Here is a 14,359-nt window from a genome sequence, read left to right as displayed (position 1 = left end):
CACGCTAACCCGAGATATCCGGCTATGCGTCGCCGAAGACCTCCCAGACCTCCACCAGTTCGCCGCTGAGCGGGTTGTAGTCGGCTTTCACCAGGATCGGGTGCGCCTGCGCCTTCAGCGCGGCGGTGAAGTCGCCGGCCGCGCAGTTCTTCGTGCCGAGCCCGTCGCGGTCGGCGTTGACCGGCCTGCCGGACAGCCAGCCCGCCGAGCACGAGGCGGTGACGCGGTAGAAGCCGAGGGCGTGGGTGTAGCCGAGCTTGCGCCCCTTGAAGGAGACCGTGGTGTCGTCGACGCGCTTGAGCGTGCCGAAGGCGCTCCTGGGCGTGCCCCAGTCGGTCAGGAACTCGCTGACCTTGACCGCCTTCGTGCCCGAGTACTCGATCTTGAGGGGGGCGGGGCCCCGCTGCAGCGTGAAGGCGAGGTCGGCGGGCGTGCACGCCGTCCGGCCCAGGCCGCTGCCGTCGAGCGCGACCCGGCCCTCGGTCTCGACCAGGTCGCAGGCCACGGTGAGCCTGCGGTAGGCCGCCTTGGTGTAGTCGAGCCTGACCTCCTTGGCACCCGCGACGGCCTTCAGCCGGTAGCGCCGGATCCCGTGCTCCTTGACCAGGGTCGCGCCGGCGGGCGTGATCCTGAGCACGCCCTTGCCGTCGGCCCAGGCGAAGCCGTACGCGACCGAGCCGGAGGTGGCGGCCGAGGCGGCCCCTGGCGTGCAGAGGCCGGCACAGAGCACGGCACTGGCGGTCAGAGCGGGCAGGCGCATGATCTCCCCCGAGGTCGTAGGTGTCATCCTCTAGGACGCCGGAGATCACGCAAATGTTCACCCGAGCGTGTCGGCGGATCAGGTGCGGTAGACGGCCACCCCGTCCACGTCGTCCTTCGACAGCCGGCGCATGAGGTACAGGCCCTCCAGCGCGAACTCCAGGGCCGCGGCCGCGTGCCCCGGCGACTCCTCGCCGGTGCCCATGCCCAGCTTCGACATGATCCTGGCCAGGCCATCGACGGGCCCGATGCGGCGCAGCAGCTCGGCGGCCGGCACCAGCTCGCCCGACTCCACCTGGGTGCCCGCCGAGAATTTGTCCAGCAGCGGCGTCAGGTCCAGGCCGCCGAGCCTGCCGCGGAAGGTCTCGGCGGTGGCGCGGCGCAGCAGGTGGGCGAGGATCTCGATCTCCCTGCCCTCCTCGCTGACCTCGAACTCCACCTTGCCGCGCAGGCTGGGGACGACCGGGGCCAGGTCGCAGACGCGGGTCACCGCGCGCTCCTCGCCGGCGATGGCCGCCCGCCGTACGGCGGAGGCGGCGGCGGTCTCCGCCGCGGCGATGGCGAAGCGCGCCGACACGCCCGAGCGGGCGTCCACGGCGGTCGACTCCCTGACCAGGCGGGTGAAGCGGGCGATGACCTCGACGAGGTGCTCGGGGACGTCGGCGCCGATGTCGGGCATCGACTCCTGGCGGATGAGCGCGAGCTCGTCCTCGATGGTCAGCGGGTAGTGGGTGCGCACCTCGGCGCCGAAGCGGTCCTTCAGCGGGGTGATGATCCGGCCGCGGTTGGTGTAGTCCTCGGGGTTGGCGCTGGCGATGAGCAGGATGTCCAGGGGCAGTCGCAGGTTGTAGCCGCGCACCTGGATGTCGCGCTCCTCCAGCACGTTCAGCAGCGCGACCTGGATGCGCTCGGCGAGGTCGGGCAGCTCGTTGACCGAGAAGACGCCGCGGTTGGTCCGTGGCACCAGGCCGTAGTGGACGGTCTCGGGGTCGCCGAGCGTGCGGCCTTCGGCGATCTTGATCGGGTCGACGTCGCCGATCAGGTCGCCGACCGAGGTGTCCGGCGTGGCAAGCTTCTCGCCGTAACGCCCGTCGCGGTGCTTCCACGCGACGGGCAGCTCGTCGCCGAGCTCGGCGGCCAGCCGTACGCAGCGGGCGCAGACCGGCGCGTACGGGTGGTCGTTGATCTCGCAACCCTCGACCACGGGGGTCCACTCGTCGAGCAGGCCCGTGACCGTGCGGATGAGGCGGGTCTTGCCCTGACCGCGTTCGCCGAGGAGGACCAGGTCGTGACCCGCGAGGAGGGCGCGCTCGAGATGGGGCAGGACGGTGTCGTCGAAGCCCACGATGCCGGGAAAGCGTGTCTCTCCCGCGCGCAGCCTGGCGAGCAGGTTCTCGCGGACCTCGGTCTTGACGCTGCGACGGACGTGACCGCTGTCTCGCAAGTCGCGGAGAATACGAGGCTGATGCACGCGTTCGAGACTACGTCTCCTTGGGGGAATGGGGGAATGTCTTTCGGATTTGACTGATGCGTGACGATAAGGGCGCGTGCTTGTCCTCCCAGTGGGGAGAATCCGCCCGAGGGGCACTCCGAAGCGTGAGGAGGCGAGACGCGTGGCCCTGTTGACGAGCCGGTTCGCGGACGGCCTCGCTGTGGGATCCGACCTGGTCGCCGCCGCGGAGACGGCCGTCCGGCAGGCTCTGGCCGGGCTGAGCGGCCCCGCCGATCTCGTCTGCTTCTTCATCTGCGGGGAGGACCCCGACGACGTGGCCAGAGCGGGGCAACGGGCCATGGCCGTCGCGCCCGCCGCCCACGTCATCGGCTGCAGCGCGACCGGCGTCATCGGCGACGGGCAGGGCGTGGAGCTCACCCCGTCGGTCAGCGCGTGGGCGGCCACGCTCGACGGCGGCCGGCTGACCACGTTCGCGCTGGAGACCCTGACCGCCGAGGACCGGTTCGTGATCATCGGCCTGCCCGAGCGCCAGGCGGACGACAGGGTGGCGATCCTGCTGGCCGACCCCTACAGCTTCCCCACCGACGCCTTCGTCGAGCGCTCCGCCGAGGTGCTCGGCGACCTGCCGCTGATCGGCGGCCTGGCCAACGGGCTGCAGGGCAGGGGCTCGGTACGGCTGTTCGCCGGGGGTGAGGTCTACGACGAGGGCGCCATCGGCGTGCTGCTGGGCGGCGAGGTCAAGGTCAGCACGGTGGTCAGCCAGGGGTGCAGGCCGATCGGCCCGACGATGGTCGTCACCAGCGCGGAGGAGAACCTGCTGCTGGAGCTGGCCGGCCAGCCCGCGCTCGCCAGGCTGGAGGACATCGTCAGCGAGCTCGACGAGGACGACCGCGAGCTGGTCGCCTCGGGACTGCAGATCGGCGTGGCGATGGACGAGTACGCCGAGCACCACGAGCGGGGCGACTTCCTGATCCGCGGCGTCCTGGGCATCGACCCCGAGCGGGAGGCGGTGGCCATCGGGGACGTGGTCGACATCGGCAGGACGGTGCGCTTCCAGGTGCGCGACGCCGCCACCGCCGACGAGGACCTCTACGACCTGCTCGACGCGCACCGCGAGCAACTGGGCAGGATCGACGGCGCGCTCCTGTTCGCCTGCAACGGCAGGGGGTCGGCGATGTTCGGCACCGCCGACCACGACGCGGTGGCGGTGCGCGACACGCTCGGCTCCATCGGCCTGGCGGGCTTCTTCGCCGCGGGAGAGGTGGGGCCCGTGGGCGGCCAGAACCACGTCCACGGGTTCACCGCCTCGATCCTCGTCTTCTCCTCCTGATCTCCGCCGGGCGGGGGTCAGCGCAGCGCGTCGACCGGTTCCATGCGCGCCGCGCGCAGCGACGGGTACAGCCCCGCCAGCAGACCGACCATGGCCCCCGCGAGCGGCGCCACCAGGGCCAGCCGCAGGTCGAGGACCGGGGTCCACTGCTTGGCCGCCGAGACGCCGACGATCGCGACCACGCCGAGGCTGGCCCCGATCACCCCGCCGGTCAGTCCGGTGAGCGTCGACTCCAGCAGGAACTGGGCGGCGATGTGCCGGCGCGCCGCGCCCAGCGAGCGGCGCAGGCCGATCTCGGCGACGCGTTCCATGACGGTCACCAGCGTGACGTTGGCGATGCCGACCGCGCCGACCACGAGCGAGACCAGGCCGAGGATCAGGAACAGCGCGTTGACGTCGTTCTGTACGGCGTCGCGCGCCCTGGTGGGCGACGGCGGCGCGATGACCTGCAGCACGTTCTCGTTGCCGGGGCTGAGCGCGAGCGGCGCCTGCCCGGCGACGAGGTCGGCGGCGCCCAGACTGGTGTTGATGAGCACCCTGGTGACGTCCCTGAGCCCGAACTGCCTGCCGAGCGTGGGCGGGACCATGACCGCGCCGGCGAGGTTCCGCTCCCGTTTCATCCCGCCCAGGATGCCGATCACCGTGTAGGCGTGCTTGCCGATGAAGACGGCGGGCGCGCCCTCCAGGCGGGTGATGCCGAGCATCGCGGCCGCCTGCTCGCCGAGGACGACCACCCTGTCCTTGCGCGCGAGGTGCCCCACGTCGAAGAAGCGGCCCTGGAGCAGGCTGCCCTTGACCGCCTGGGGAAGGCTGGGGCTGGCGGCCACCACGGTCAGGGTCTGGTCGGTGACCCTGGTCGGGTCGACGATCTTGTTGGAGCGCACGCTCAGGTTGGCGCTGTCCTTGGTCTCGGCGACGGCGGCGGCCGACGTCACCCCGCGCAGCCTGGTGACCTGGTCGACGGCGTCCCACTCGACGAGGGCCGTGCGTTCCTCGGGGACCTCGACGGTGATCGCGGTGGCGGTCAGCTCGTCGAACCTGCCGACGATCTGGTTGCCCGCGGTGGCGGCGATGCCGAGCGTGATGACCAGCGTGGTGATGCCGAGCACGGTGCCGAGGGTGGTGAGCGCGGTCCTGACGGGGCGGGCCAGCATGCCGGCCATGGCCTCGTTCAGCAGGTCGCGAAGGTCCACTACTCCTCCACCAGGACGCCGTCGGTGATCCTGACCCTGCGCTTCGCCCGGTCGCTCACCTCGTTCTCGTGGGTGATCACCACGATCGTCAGCCCCTGGTCGCGCAGGTCGTCGAAGAGGTCGAGGACGGCTTCGGTGTTGCGGCTGTCGAGGTTGCCCGTGGGCTCGTCGCACAGCAGCAGCGAGGGGCCGCCCATCAGCGCCCTGGCGATCGCCGCCCGTTGCCGCTCTCCGCCGGACAGCCGGTCGGGCAGGAAGTCCACCCGGTGCGACAGGCCGACGCGCTCGAGCGCCGCCAGCGCTCTGGCCCTGCGGTCCTTGCGCCCGCGCCTGGCGGCGCCGCTCCGGTACACCTCGGCCAGCATCACGTTCTCCGCGACGCTGCGGTGGGGGAGCAGGTGGAAGGACTGGAAGACGAAGCCGATACGGCTGCCGCGCAGCCTGGTGCGCTCGCCGTCGGGCAGCTCGGTGGTCTCGATCCCGTCCAGCCGGTAGCTGCCCGAGCTGGGCCGGTCGAGCAGCCCGAGCACGTTGAGCAGCGTGGACTTGCCCGACCCCGAAGGGCCGATGATCGCCACGTAGTCGGTCCGGTGGACGTCGAGCGAGACGCCGGACAGCGCGCGCACGGGCGGGTCGGCGGGGAACTCCTTGCCGACGGCGTTCAGGGCGATGACGGGCTCAGGCACTGTTGACCACCACCCGGTCGCCCTGCTTGAGGTCGCCGGTCACCTCGACCTTGCCGTCGGCGGTGAGGCCGGTGCGCACCTCGACGTCCCTGGTCCTGTCCGGCGCGACCTCCACCCGGACCCGCGCCTTGCCGTCCGCCGAGGTGATGACGGCGGCCACCGGCACGACGAGGACCGCGCTGTCCGTCGCGCCGACGGTCACCTTGACGGTGACCGACGCGCCGGACAGGCCCCTGAGGCCCTTGCCGGACAACGGGCTGATCAGGACCGGTTCCGAGCTCGTCGCCGAGGTGTTCTCACCTGCCTTGGCCTCGCCGGTGGCGAGCTTCGCCTCCTGCCCGAAGGCGGTCAGTCGTGCCGGGAACGTCCTGCCCGCCTCGGTCTCGATGACGGCCGGCATGCCCTCCTTGAGCAGGGTGGCCTCGGTCGCCTCCACCGATCCCGTGACGACGAAGGTCGAGCTGGTCACGGTGGCGATCGCCTTGTCCACGGTCTCGCCGGCCTTGACCGCGGCCTTGTGCAGGCGGGCGGGCAGTCGCGGCAGGAACACCAGTTCGCCCGGCGGGATCGTGGTGCCGTAGCCGCGCAGGTACTCGGCCATCAGCGTCTTCGCCGCGCTGACGTCCTTCCTGGCGTTGGCGACCTTCAGCTTGGCGGGGGACAGCGCGCGGGCCTGCCGCAGGGCCTGCTCGGCGACGGCCACGGCCTCCTCGGCGTCCCGCACGCCCTTGCTCAGCTCGGTCAGCTTCTTCTCGCGGGCCTGCCGTGCCTCCTCGTCGATCCGCCCGTACGCCCTGCGTGCCGCGTCGAGGTCGGCCCGCGCGTTGGACACCCTCAGCTCCAGCAGCGTCGTGTCGGCGGGCGGCTTCGGCGTGGCCGGCGGCGCCGGGGTGGCACCCGGCGCGCCCAGCCCGGTCGTCGGCCCGCTGGTCGGCCCGGTGCTCGGCTCCTGGCTGCCGTTGTCGGCCCTGGCGGCGGCCAGGTCCTGCTCGGCCTGCAGCAGCTTCTCCTCGGCGGCCCGGACGGCGGCGTCGGCGCTCTCGATCCTGGCGATGTCCTCGGGGGTGTGCTCCTGCTCCTTCGCCTGCCGGTGGGCGCGCTCGGCCGCCTTCAGGTCCGCCCGCGCGTTGGTGAGCTTCAGCTTCAACGGCAGGACGTCGCCGCCCTGGTCGAGCGTCTTCTGCTCGACGGCCAGCGTCTCCTGCGCGGTCTGGACGGCCTTGCGCAGCGTGTCGAGCTGCTGGCGGGCCTCCAGCGTGGGTTGCTGGGCCGCGTAACCCTTCCTGGCGTAGAACCGGGTGACCGCCGCGACGGTGGCCTGGTCGAACACGCCCGTGACGCGCGTGCCGTACCCGAGGCGGCGCAGCGACCGCTGCAGTTGCTCGACGTCGTCGCCCTTGGCGCCGGGTGCGATGGTGCGGTGCATCGGCACCTTGCCCGTCATGGCGAAGACGGGCCTGCCGTTCACCTCCAGGAGGACCCCGCCCTCCCTGATCGTGCCGGGACGGGGCGCGCGGGTGGCGCGCTGGGTGGTGTCCGCGCCACCGGCCGCGCCGCCGACCCCGCCGCCGACCATGCCGGCCAGCGAGACCGGCAGCGGCGAGCCGTACTCGAGGGTGCCGTTGACCACGATCGTGCTGGCCAGCCTGGTGTGCTCGACGGGCGCGGTGACCAGCGACGCCTTGGGCGGCTTGCGCAGCGCCGCCTCGTCGGCGGGCGAGCGCAGTCTGGTGCTGACTCCCCAGCCGACACCGGCGATGGCGATCACGCCGGCGACGGTGCCGACGAGCACCTTGCGGGGGGACTTCACGTCGGAACTCCTTGTTCTCGGGCATGCTGAGGTTCTCGGGCATGCTGAGGTTCTCGGGCATGCTGAAGTTCTCGGGGGTGCCGAAGTTCTCGGGCATGCCGAAGAGAGCTCGTGGCACTGGAGCCGGGACGAGCCGCTAGCGGAGGCTGCGGCGCCTGGCGCGGAACGGCACGGCGACCGCCGCGCCCGTCAGGACCACCAGCAGGGCCGCATGGGCGATGTCCTGCCTGGCGACGAGCTCGACGGAGGCGTTCTCCCAGAGCACGGCCGTCGCGGGCACCAGGTAGACGCCCGCGGCGACGGCCCAGCGGGGGTCGGCGGTGAGGTGACCGGCGCAGGCGGCGCCGACGAGCAGGACGACCTCCAGGCAGACCCTGGCCATCGCGGTCGGCGAGCCCGCGACGATGTCGAGCCACGCCGGGTCGGCCCCGGCGACCAGCGGCACCGCGGCCAGCCACCACCACGAGCGGGCGCGGGGCCGTTCACGCCTGCTCGCCAGGACCAGCAGCCCGGCGACGATCAGCGCGTTGGAGGTCAGCGGGGCGATCGGGCCGCCGTGGCCGTACAGGGCGGGGCCCGACCACGGCCCGTCGGGGAAGACCGGCAGCAGCGTGGCGTCCAGCCACGGGTGGCCCATGGTGATCGCGGTGACCTTGACGGCGACGGCGCCCGCCACCGGGAGCGCGAGCCTGACGTGGCCGCGCAGGACCAGCACGAAGGCGACGGCCGACAGGGCCAGCCACAACGGGATGCCGCCGGCGTAGGGGATGAGCACCGCGAGGTTGAGCATGGCCAGCGCGACGACGCCCCTGTGCAGCCCGTCCGTCCAGGCGGGCCCCTGTGCCGCCGAGATGACGCGGGCGCGGATCCCCCCGACGACCAGGGCGACCGCCTCGCGTGCCGGAGGTATCGCCCGGCCCGGCTCCGCGCTGTCCAGGAGGATGCCGAGAAGCTCGTCCCCGTGGTCGGCCCGGTAGCCGTTCGGATAGGCCCGCAACAGCCAGCGGTACCGCCGCTCGAGGGTGGTCATGCGAACGTGGCTCCCAGGCTGTGGCGTCCGGTCACCACGGCGGCCGCCTGCTGCATGCGCCTGGCCTCCGCCTCGACGATGCGGTTGCCCTCGTCGGTGATCCTGAAGTAGCGGCGCTTGCGGCCGTTGACGACCTCCTCGCGCTCCACCGCGATGACACTGTTGGCGGCCAGCCGGTCGAGCGCGCCGTAGAGGGTGCCGACGGCCAGCGTGATCCGGCCCTGCGAGAGGTCGACGACCTTCTTGATGATCGCGTGTCCGTGGAGCGGGCCGTCCAGGAGCGCGGCGAGAACGAAGTAGGTCTGCTCACTCAACCCGGATGATCCCTTGGACATAGCGGAGAACGTACTTCGCTCGCCGAAGTATCGTCAAGACCATGCCCGCATCCCGAACTCCTCGTCGACCTTGGCGTCGATCTCGTTCGCCTTCGGCAGGTAGGCCGGGTAGAAGCCCTTGCCGCACTCGAGGTCGTCGAGCGCGATCCTGATCTCCCTGGTGAGGTACGGCCTGGCCTGCGCGGCCGTGAGCGTGGGCTCGTAGACCCGGCCCTCGGGCAGCTTGCTGTCGTCGACGTCGTCGGTCTTGCCGAGGTTCACGACCATGGCGCGGACCTGTTCGTCGCCGCGCACGGCCATCGCGGTCGGATTGGTCTTGGGTGCCCGGTAGCCCTTGCCCTTCAGGCACTCGGCCATGCTCGCCGCCTTCTCCACCAGGACGGGGTCGCCGTCGAGGGCGCGGGTCTTGGCCTGGGTCCTGGCCTTGTCCACCTGCTCGTAGTGGTCCATCGACGACGCCACGACCTTTCCGGTGATCTTCTTGATCACGGCCACGTAGCAGGTCTCGTAGGCGCTGTTGTAGGCCTTGCGCTGCTGCTGGGACAGCGAGCTCTGGATCTTCCAGTTCGGGTTGACCTCCGGGTTCTCCGGCTCGAACATCGGGCTCTCGTACTCCTTGGGGTAGACGTACACGGCGAAGTGCCCGAAGCCGTACTTGTCGCGGACCGACTTCATCGCGGCGTAGTCGCCGCTGCCGGCCGCCTTGCGCTCCTGGCTCAGCGTGCGGCCCTTGGCGACGAAGGCGACGTACTTGAAGCCCTTGCCCTTCATGCAGGTGGCCAGCTCGGCCTCCTTGCGCTGCTCGACTCCCTGGACGGCGGGGCTGGGCGCGGCTTGCGTCGCGGTGCCGGCGCATCCGGTGGCCAGGGCGAGGGTCAGGAGCGCCGCCGCGCGCCTCGTCGCCCGAACTCGGCGTTGATCTGGCATGGGGAGGACCATACTTCGCGTGGCGAAGTATGGTCAAGAGCGTTCCGCCGACGCGGGTGGTGGGAGACTGGGCGACATGGTTCTCCCGCAGGTGACCCTCGACGACGTGGTGGCCGCACGCGCCCTCCTGGCGGATGTCGCCGTGCAGACCCCCGTGCTCCGGTCCAGGATCCTGTCGGAGACCATCGGCGGCCCCGTGCACCTCAAGTGCGAGAACCTCCAGCGCGCGGGCTCGTTCAAGGTGCGCGGCGCCTACGTCCGCATCGCCAGGCTGACCGACGACGAGCGGCGCAAGGGCGTGGTCGCCGCCAGCGCGGGCAACCACGCGCAGGGGGTGGCGCTGGCCTCGGGCCTGGTCGGCACGCACGCCACGGTCTACATGCCGGAGGCCGCGCCGCTGCCCAAGGTGGAGGCGACGCAGGCCTACGGCGCCGAGGTCGTGCTCGGCGGAACCAGCGTCGACGTGGCGCTGGCCAGGGCGAAAGAACACGCACGGCGCACCGGAGCGGTGTTCATCCACCCCTTCGACCACCCCGACGTCATCGCCGGCCAGGGCACGATCGGCCTGGAGATCATCGAACAGCTTCCGGAGGTGGGCACGATCGTGCTCGGCATCGGTGGCGGAGGGCTGGCCGCGGGCGTGGCCCTGGCGGTGAAGTCGCTGCGGCCGGGCGTGCGGATCGTCGGCGTGCAGGCCGAGCAGGCCGCCGCCTACCCCGCCTCGCTGGCGCTGGGCGAGCCCGTCGTGGTCGATCCCTCGGGCACCATGGCCGACGGCATCGCGGTGGGCCGCCCCGGCGAGCTGCCGTTCGACATGATCCACTATCTGGTCGACAGCGTGGTGACGGTGTCGGAAGAGGAGATCTCCCGCGCGCTCGTGCTGTGCGTCGAGCGAGGGAAGCTGGTCGTCGAACCCGCCGGCGTGGTGGGGGTGGCGGCGCTGCTCGCGCATCCGCGCACGTTCGAGCCGCCGGTGGTGGCGGTGCTGTCGGGCGGCAACATCGACCCGCTGCTGCTGTCCAACGTGCTACGGCACGGCCTGGCCGCCGCGGGGCGCTACCTCACGGTCAGGATCAGGCTGTCCGACCGGCCTGGCGCGCTGGCCGGCCTGCTCGTCACGCTCGGCGAGCTGCGCGCCAACGTGATCGACATCGTCCACGAGCGGGTCAGCGCCAGCCTGCACGTCGACGAGGTCGAGGTGCGGCTGCAACTGTCGACCCGGGGTCAGGCACACAGCGACGAGGTGCTGGGGGTGCTCACGCGGGAGGGCTACAAGATCTTCGGCTGACGACGGCTACAGGCCGATCAGCGGGCCGTACTCGGCCATCACCCGCGCGTCGATGGAGGACTGCTTGGGCGCGAAGCGGGTGTAGAACTCCTTCCCGCACTCCAGGTCCTGCATGGCCGCCTTGACCTCGCGGTCCAGGTGCGACCTGGCCTGCGCGGCGGTGAGCTCGGGGACGTAGCTGCGACCGTCCGCGTGGTTGGGGAACTGCTGGTCGCCCAGCTTGTTGGACTCGGCCCAGAAGGCGTCGGTGCCTCTCCTGGCGAGCGCGGTCGGCTTGGTCGAGGAGACCTTGACCCCCTTGGCGGTGAGGCAGTCGGCGAAACGCCCGGCCAGGGCGAGCAGTTCCGGGTCGCCGTCGATCTCGGTGGCCTCCAGCCTGGCCGAGGCCGCGTTCAACAGGTCCACGGCGTGGTCCGTGGAGGTGACGTCCTTGTTGAGCACCTCCCTGGCGGCCTTGCCGAGACAGGTCTTCTCGGCCTTCCGGTAGGAGGCGAGCTGCGAGGAGTTCAGGTTCATCATGATCTTGTTGTTGGGGTTCTCGGCGATGTCGGCCTCGGCGCCTCCGGCCAGGGGATCCTTGGGGTAGACGTGCATGGCGAACACCCCGAAGCCGTATTTCTGGCGATAGGCCTTCATCCCCTCGTAGGTGGTCCTGTCGGGCTTCGGCTGGCTGGGCCGTACGAAGGGGATGTACTTAAAGCCCTGCTGTTTCATGCAGTCGGCCATGATCTGCTGCATCCTGGGCCGGGGATCAGGCGCCTTGGCGGCGGGGGCGGGGGTGGCGGCCTGCTCGGTCGCGCAGCCCGTGACGAGGGCAAGCGAAAGCAACCACGTGACACGACGCATGGAGAAACTCCGGATCTGTCGGGTGATCAGGTGAACGCGCGCATGCGCGACCCGCGCGGCGCGACGGCCGCGACAAGGGTGAGGAACGCCAGCAGCCCCCAATAGGCGAGGTCCTGGCGCGACTGGTCCATCAGGTGCTGGGCGAAGGCGGCCGAGCCGGCCACCAGGTAGAGCGCGGCGGCCAGCGCCCAGCGCAGGTCACCGGTCAGGCGTCCGGCCCACACCGCGCCCGCCAGCGTCACGGCCTCGGCCGCGATCCTGACCGCGACGGCGGGGGCGGGTTCGTCGAGCGACATCCAGGCGGGATCGGCCGTCGCCAGCAGGGGTACGGCGGCGAGCCACCACGACGAACGTCTGCGCGGCCGGTCCTCCCGCAGGGCCAGGATCGCCAGCCCGGCGCAGGCCAGCGCGGGCCCGGCGACCGCGCCGAGCGGGCCGCTGAGGCCGTAGAGCGGGTCCGGTGTCAGGAAAGCGGGCTCGACCGGCAGCGGCGTGGCGTCCATGAAGACGACGCCGGTGCCGAGTGCCCACGACTTGATCCCGGTGAGCAGCGCCAGCGGTACCGCCGGCCGTACCCGGCCCATGACCACCAGGACGAGGGCGAGCGCGGACAGCGCGCACCAGAGCGGGATCGACGCGGCATAGGGCAGCCAGGACGCCAGGGAGGCCGCGCACAGCGCGGTCACGCCGAGGTGGAGGCCGTCGGACCAGGCCGGAGCGGTGGTGGCCTGCCAGGCCCGCTCCTTCAGGCCGTTGGCCAGCAGGCTCACCACCTCCCTCAGCGGTGGCCTGGAGCGCCGCGGGTCGGTGTGCCCGAGCAGGACGTCCAGCAGTTCCTCGCCGTGCGCCGCGCGGTAGGCGCGCGGGTAGGCCCGGATGAGCCGCCGGTAGCGCCGTTCGAGCGGGCTCACGCCAGGCCCAGGTCGCGGCGGCCTCTGACCACGCTGGCCGCGTGGTGCATGCGCTCGGCCTCGGCCTCGGCGATCGCCCTGCCGCGATCGGTGATGCGGAAGTAGCGGCGGTTGCGGCCGTCGACGACCTCTTCGCGGTCGACGATGAGCGTGCCCTGGGCGGTGAGCCGCTCGAGGATGCCGTAGAGGGTGCTGACCGACGGCTTCACGCGGTCGCGCGACAGCTCGATGACCCGCCCGACGATCGCGTGCCCGTGCAGGGGGCCGTCGAGAAGCGCGGCGAGCACGAAGTACATCGGCTCGCTGACTTCCGTTGATCTTCTCGGCATGGCGATCAAGATACTCCGTTTAACGGAGTGATGACAAGGCCGGCTTTCTCGCCTCGAAGAGCCAGGCGTTGAAGAGGGGATCGAGATCCTTGCCCGACAGCCGCTCGGCGAGAGCGACGAACTGCGGCGTCGTGACGTGACCGTACTTGTGGCGGTCGGCCCACTCCTTGAGGATCCTGAAGAAGACGTCGTCGCCGACGCTCATGCGCAGCGCGTGCAGCGTCATGCCGCCGCGGGTGTAGACCGACTCGTTGAACAGGTCGCCCGGCCGGGCCCGGCCGGGCGGGTAGGCCCACATCGCGTCGCCGGCGGGCCTTGCGTAGTAGCCGTCGAAGGCGCTCTGCGCGCTCGCCCTGCCCTTGTGCTCCGACCACAGCCACTCCGCGTACGTGGCGAAGCCCTCGTTGAGCCACAGGTCCTTCCACCGCTTGATCGACAGGCTGTCGCCGAACCACTGGTGAGCCAGCTCGTGGGCGATGATGCTCTCGTCCGGCCGGAAACCGCCGTACATCGGCTTGGTCTGGTTCTCCAGCGCGTAGCCCGCCGCGAAGTCGTCGACCACGCCGCCCGTCGACGAGAACGGGTAGGGACCGAACACCGTGGACCAGTAGTCGGTCACCTCGCCGGAGGTCGTGTAGAGGCTGTCGAGCGTCGAGGCGAACTTCGGGTCGGCGGCGGCCAGGTTGGGGATGCCCTTCGCGGTCGTGCCCTGGCGCAGCTCGAACCTGCCCAGCGTCATCGTCGCCAGGTAGGTGGCCATCGGGTGCTTCTCCGACCAGGTGAACGTGGTCTTGCCGGCGCGCGTGACGGGCTGCCCGGTCTGCTCGCCGTTCGCCAGCGCCGTCAGCCCCTGCGGCACGGTCAGCTCGAAGTCGAAGCGCGCCTTGTCGGCTGGGTGGTCGTTGGCCGGGAACCAGGTCTTGGCGCCGTTGGGCTGGCAGGCGACGAAGGCGCCGTCATCGGTCGGCACGAAGCCGTAGGTGCCGAGGTTGGTGGAACCGGTGATCGGCCGGGGCCGGCCCGCGTAGGCGACGGCGACGGTGAAGGCGCGGCCCTCGCGCAACTGCTGGGCCGGGGTCACCGTCAGCTCGTCGCCGCTGCGCGCGACCGTGGCCCGCGCGCCGTCGACCGTGACCTCGGAGACCTGGAACCCCGCGAGGTCGAGATTGAAGCGCGGCAGCGGCTGCGTCGCCTTGGCCTGGATCGAGGCCAGGCCGTTCAGCCGCTTGGCCGCGGGGTCATAGTCGATCTTGAGGTGGTAGCGCGTGACGTCGTAGCCGCCGTTGCCGTCCAGGGGGAAGTCGGGATCGCCGATGCCCCGGCCAGGCTCCCCCGGGCTCGTCACCGGAGCGGGCGGGGCGGACGACGCCGCGGTCCCGTCGAGCGGGGCGCAGGCGACCGCCCCCAGAAGCGTCAGGAGCAGAGCGGAGCGCATGGTCCATCATCCTACGCGAGCCGCCGC

14 protein-coding genes are annotated in these 14,359 nt (G+C 71.5%); 2 read left to right on the top strand and 12 right to left on the bottom strand.

The annotated features are described in order from the left end of the window. Positions 1-22 precede the first annotated feature (22 nt). Both ACWEVS_RS03815 and ACWEVS_RS03810 read right to left on the bottom strand, forming a co-directional pair. Complete coding sequence (locus tag ACWEVS_RS03815; RefSeq protein ID WP_449918010.1) at positions 23-760, bottom strand: hypothetical protein; 738 nt, start codon at positions 758-760, stop codon at positions 23-25. 78 nt (positions 761-838) lie between these two features. Continuing rightward, positions 839-2,230 (bottom strand): sigma 54-interacting transcriptional regulator, encoded by a 1,392-nt coding sequence (locus ACWEVS_RS03810; protein WP_449918009.1) that lies wholly within the window; start codon positions 2,228-2,230, stop codon positions 839-841. Between the two features lie 142 nt (positions 2,231-2,372). On the opposite strand from ACWEVS_RS03810, the gene ACWEVS_RS03805 reads away from it, so the two are divergent. After that, on the top strand, positions 2,373-3,542 hold the full coding sequence (locus ACWEVS_RS03805) for an FIST signal transduction protein (protein ID WP_354905622.1): 1,170 nt from the start codon (positions 2,373-2,375) through the stop codon (positions 3,540-3,542). Positions 3,543-3,559: 17 nt separating this feature from the next. Here the strand turns inward: ACWEVS_RS03805 and ACWEVS_RS03800 are convergent, their stop codons facing one another. The 6 genes from ACWEVS_RS03800 to ACWEVS_RS03775 all read right to left on the bottom strand — a co-directional run bounded on the left by ACWEVS_RS03800 (position 3,560) and on the right by ACWEVS_RS03775 (position 9,523). Continuing rightward, positions 3,560-4,735 (bottom strand): ABC transporter permease, encoded by a 1,176-nt coding sequence (locus ACWEVS_RS03800; protein WP_452415773.1) that lies wholly within the window; start codon positions 4,733-4,735, stop codon positions 3,560-3,562. Beyond that, the gene (locus ACWEVS_RS03795) at positions 4,735-5,421 is read right to left on the bottom strand and encodes an ABC transporter ATP-binding protein (protein ID WP_449918003.1); all 687 of its coding nucleotides are present in this window, start codon (positions 5,419-5,421) and stop codon (positions 4,735-4,737) included. Before ACWEVS_RS03795 ends, ACWEVS_RS03800 begins: the two co-directional genes overlap by 1 nt. After that, a complete protein-coding gene (locus tag ACWEVS_RS03790; RefSeq protein WP_452549772.1) occupies positions 5,414-7,231 on the bottom strand; it encodes a peptidoglycan-binding protein in 1,818 nt (605 codons plus the stop codon). Before ACWEVS_RS03790 ends, ACWEVS_RS03795 begins: the two co-directional genes overlap by 8 nt. Before the next feature lie 136 nt (positions 7,232-7,367). Next, positions 7,368-8,261 (bottom strand): hypothetical protein, encoded by an 894-nt coding sequence (locus ACWEVS_RS03785; RefSeq protein WP_354905632.1) that lies wholly within the window; start codon positions 8,259-8,261, stop codon positions 7,368-7,370. Further along, complete coding sequence (locus ACWEVS_RS03780; RefSeq protein WP_449917999.1) at positions 8,258-8,596, bottom strand: PadR family transcriptional regulator; 339 nt, start codon at positions 8,594-8,596, stop codon at positions 8,258-8,260. Before ACWEVS_RS03780 ends, ACWEVS_RS03785 begins: the two co-directional genes overlap by 4 nt. 33 nt (positions 8,597-8,629) lie before the next feature. Beyond that, on the bottom strand, positions 8,630-9,523 hold the full coding sequence (locus ACWEVS_RS03775) for a hypothetical protein (protein ID WP_452549770.1): 894 nt from the start codon (positions 9,521-9,523) through the stop codon (positions 8,630-8,632). A gap of 76 nt (positions 9,524-9,599) precedes the next feature. Between ACWEVS_RS03775 and ilvA the strand changes: the two genes are divergently transcribed. Beyond that, positions 9,600-10,811: a threonine ammonia-lyase gene (gene ilvA / locus ACWEVS_RS03770; RefSeq protein WP_452549768.1), complete on the top strand. Its 1,212-nt coding sequence runs from the start codon at positions 9,600-9,602 to the stop codon at positions 10,809-10,811. Between the two features lie 6 nt (positions 10,812-10,817). Here ilvA and ACWEVS_RS03765 read toward each other — a convergent pair whose 3' ends face one another. The 4 genes from ACWEVS_RS03765 to ACWEVS_RS03750 are packed head-to-tail and all read right to left on the bottom strand — an operon-like array spanning position 10,818 to position 14,332. Beyond that, positions 10,818-11,657: a hypothetical protein gene (locus tag ACWEVS_RS03765; protein WP_452549767.1), complete on the bottom strand. Its 840-nt coding sequence runs from the start codon at positions 11,655-11,657 to the stop codon at positions 10,818-10,820. A 26-nt stretch (positions 11,658-11,683) separates the two neighbouring features. Continuing rightward, positions 11,684-12,568, bottom strand: a complete 885-nt coding sequence (locus tag ACWEVS_RS03760) for a hypothetical protein (protein WP_452549765.1) — start codon at positions 12,566-12,568, stop codon at positions 11,684-11,686. Continuing rightward, positions 12,565-12,897 carry a PadR family transcriptional regulator gene (locus ACWEVS_RS03755; RefSeq protein WP_354905644.1) on the bottom strand — a complete coding sequence of 111 codons (333 nt, stop codon included), beginning with the start codon at positions 12,895-12,897 and terminating at the stop codon, positions 12,565-12,567. Before ACWEVS_RS03755 ends, ACWEVS_RS03760 begins: the two co-directional genes overlap by 4 nt. Positions 12,898-12,916: 19 nt before the next feature. Next, positions 12,917-14,332: a M1 family metallopeptidase gene (locus ACWEVS_RS03750; protein WP_452549763.1), complete on the bottom strand. Its 1,416-nt coding sequence runs from the start codon at positions 14,330-14,332 to the stop codon at positions 12,917-12,919. Positions 14,333-14,359 lie beyond the last annotated feature (27 nt).

The organism is Nonomuraea sp. NPDC003754 (assembly GCF_053605785.1).
This window is presented reverse-complemented; position numbering and strand designations above follow the sequence as displayed.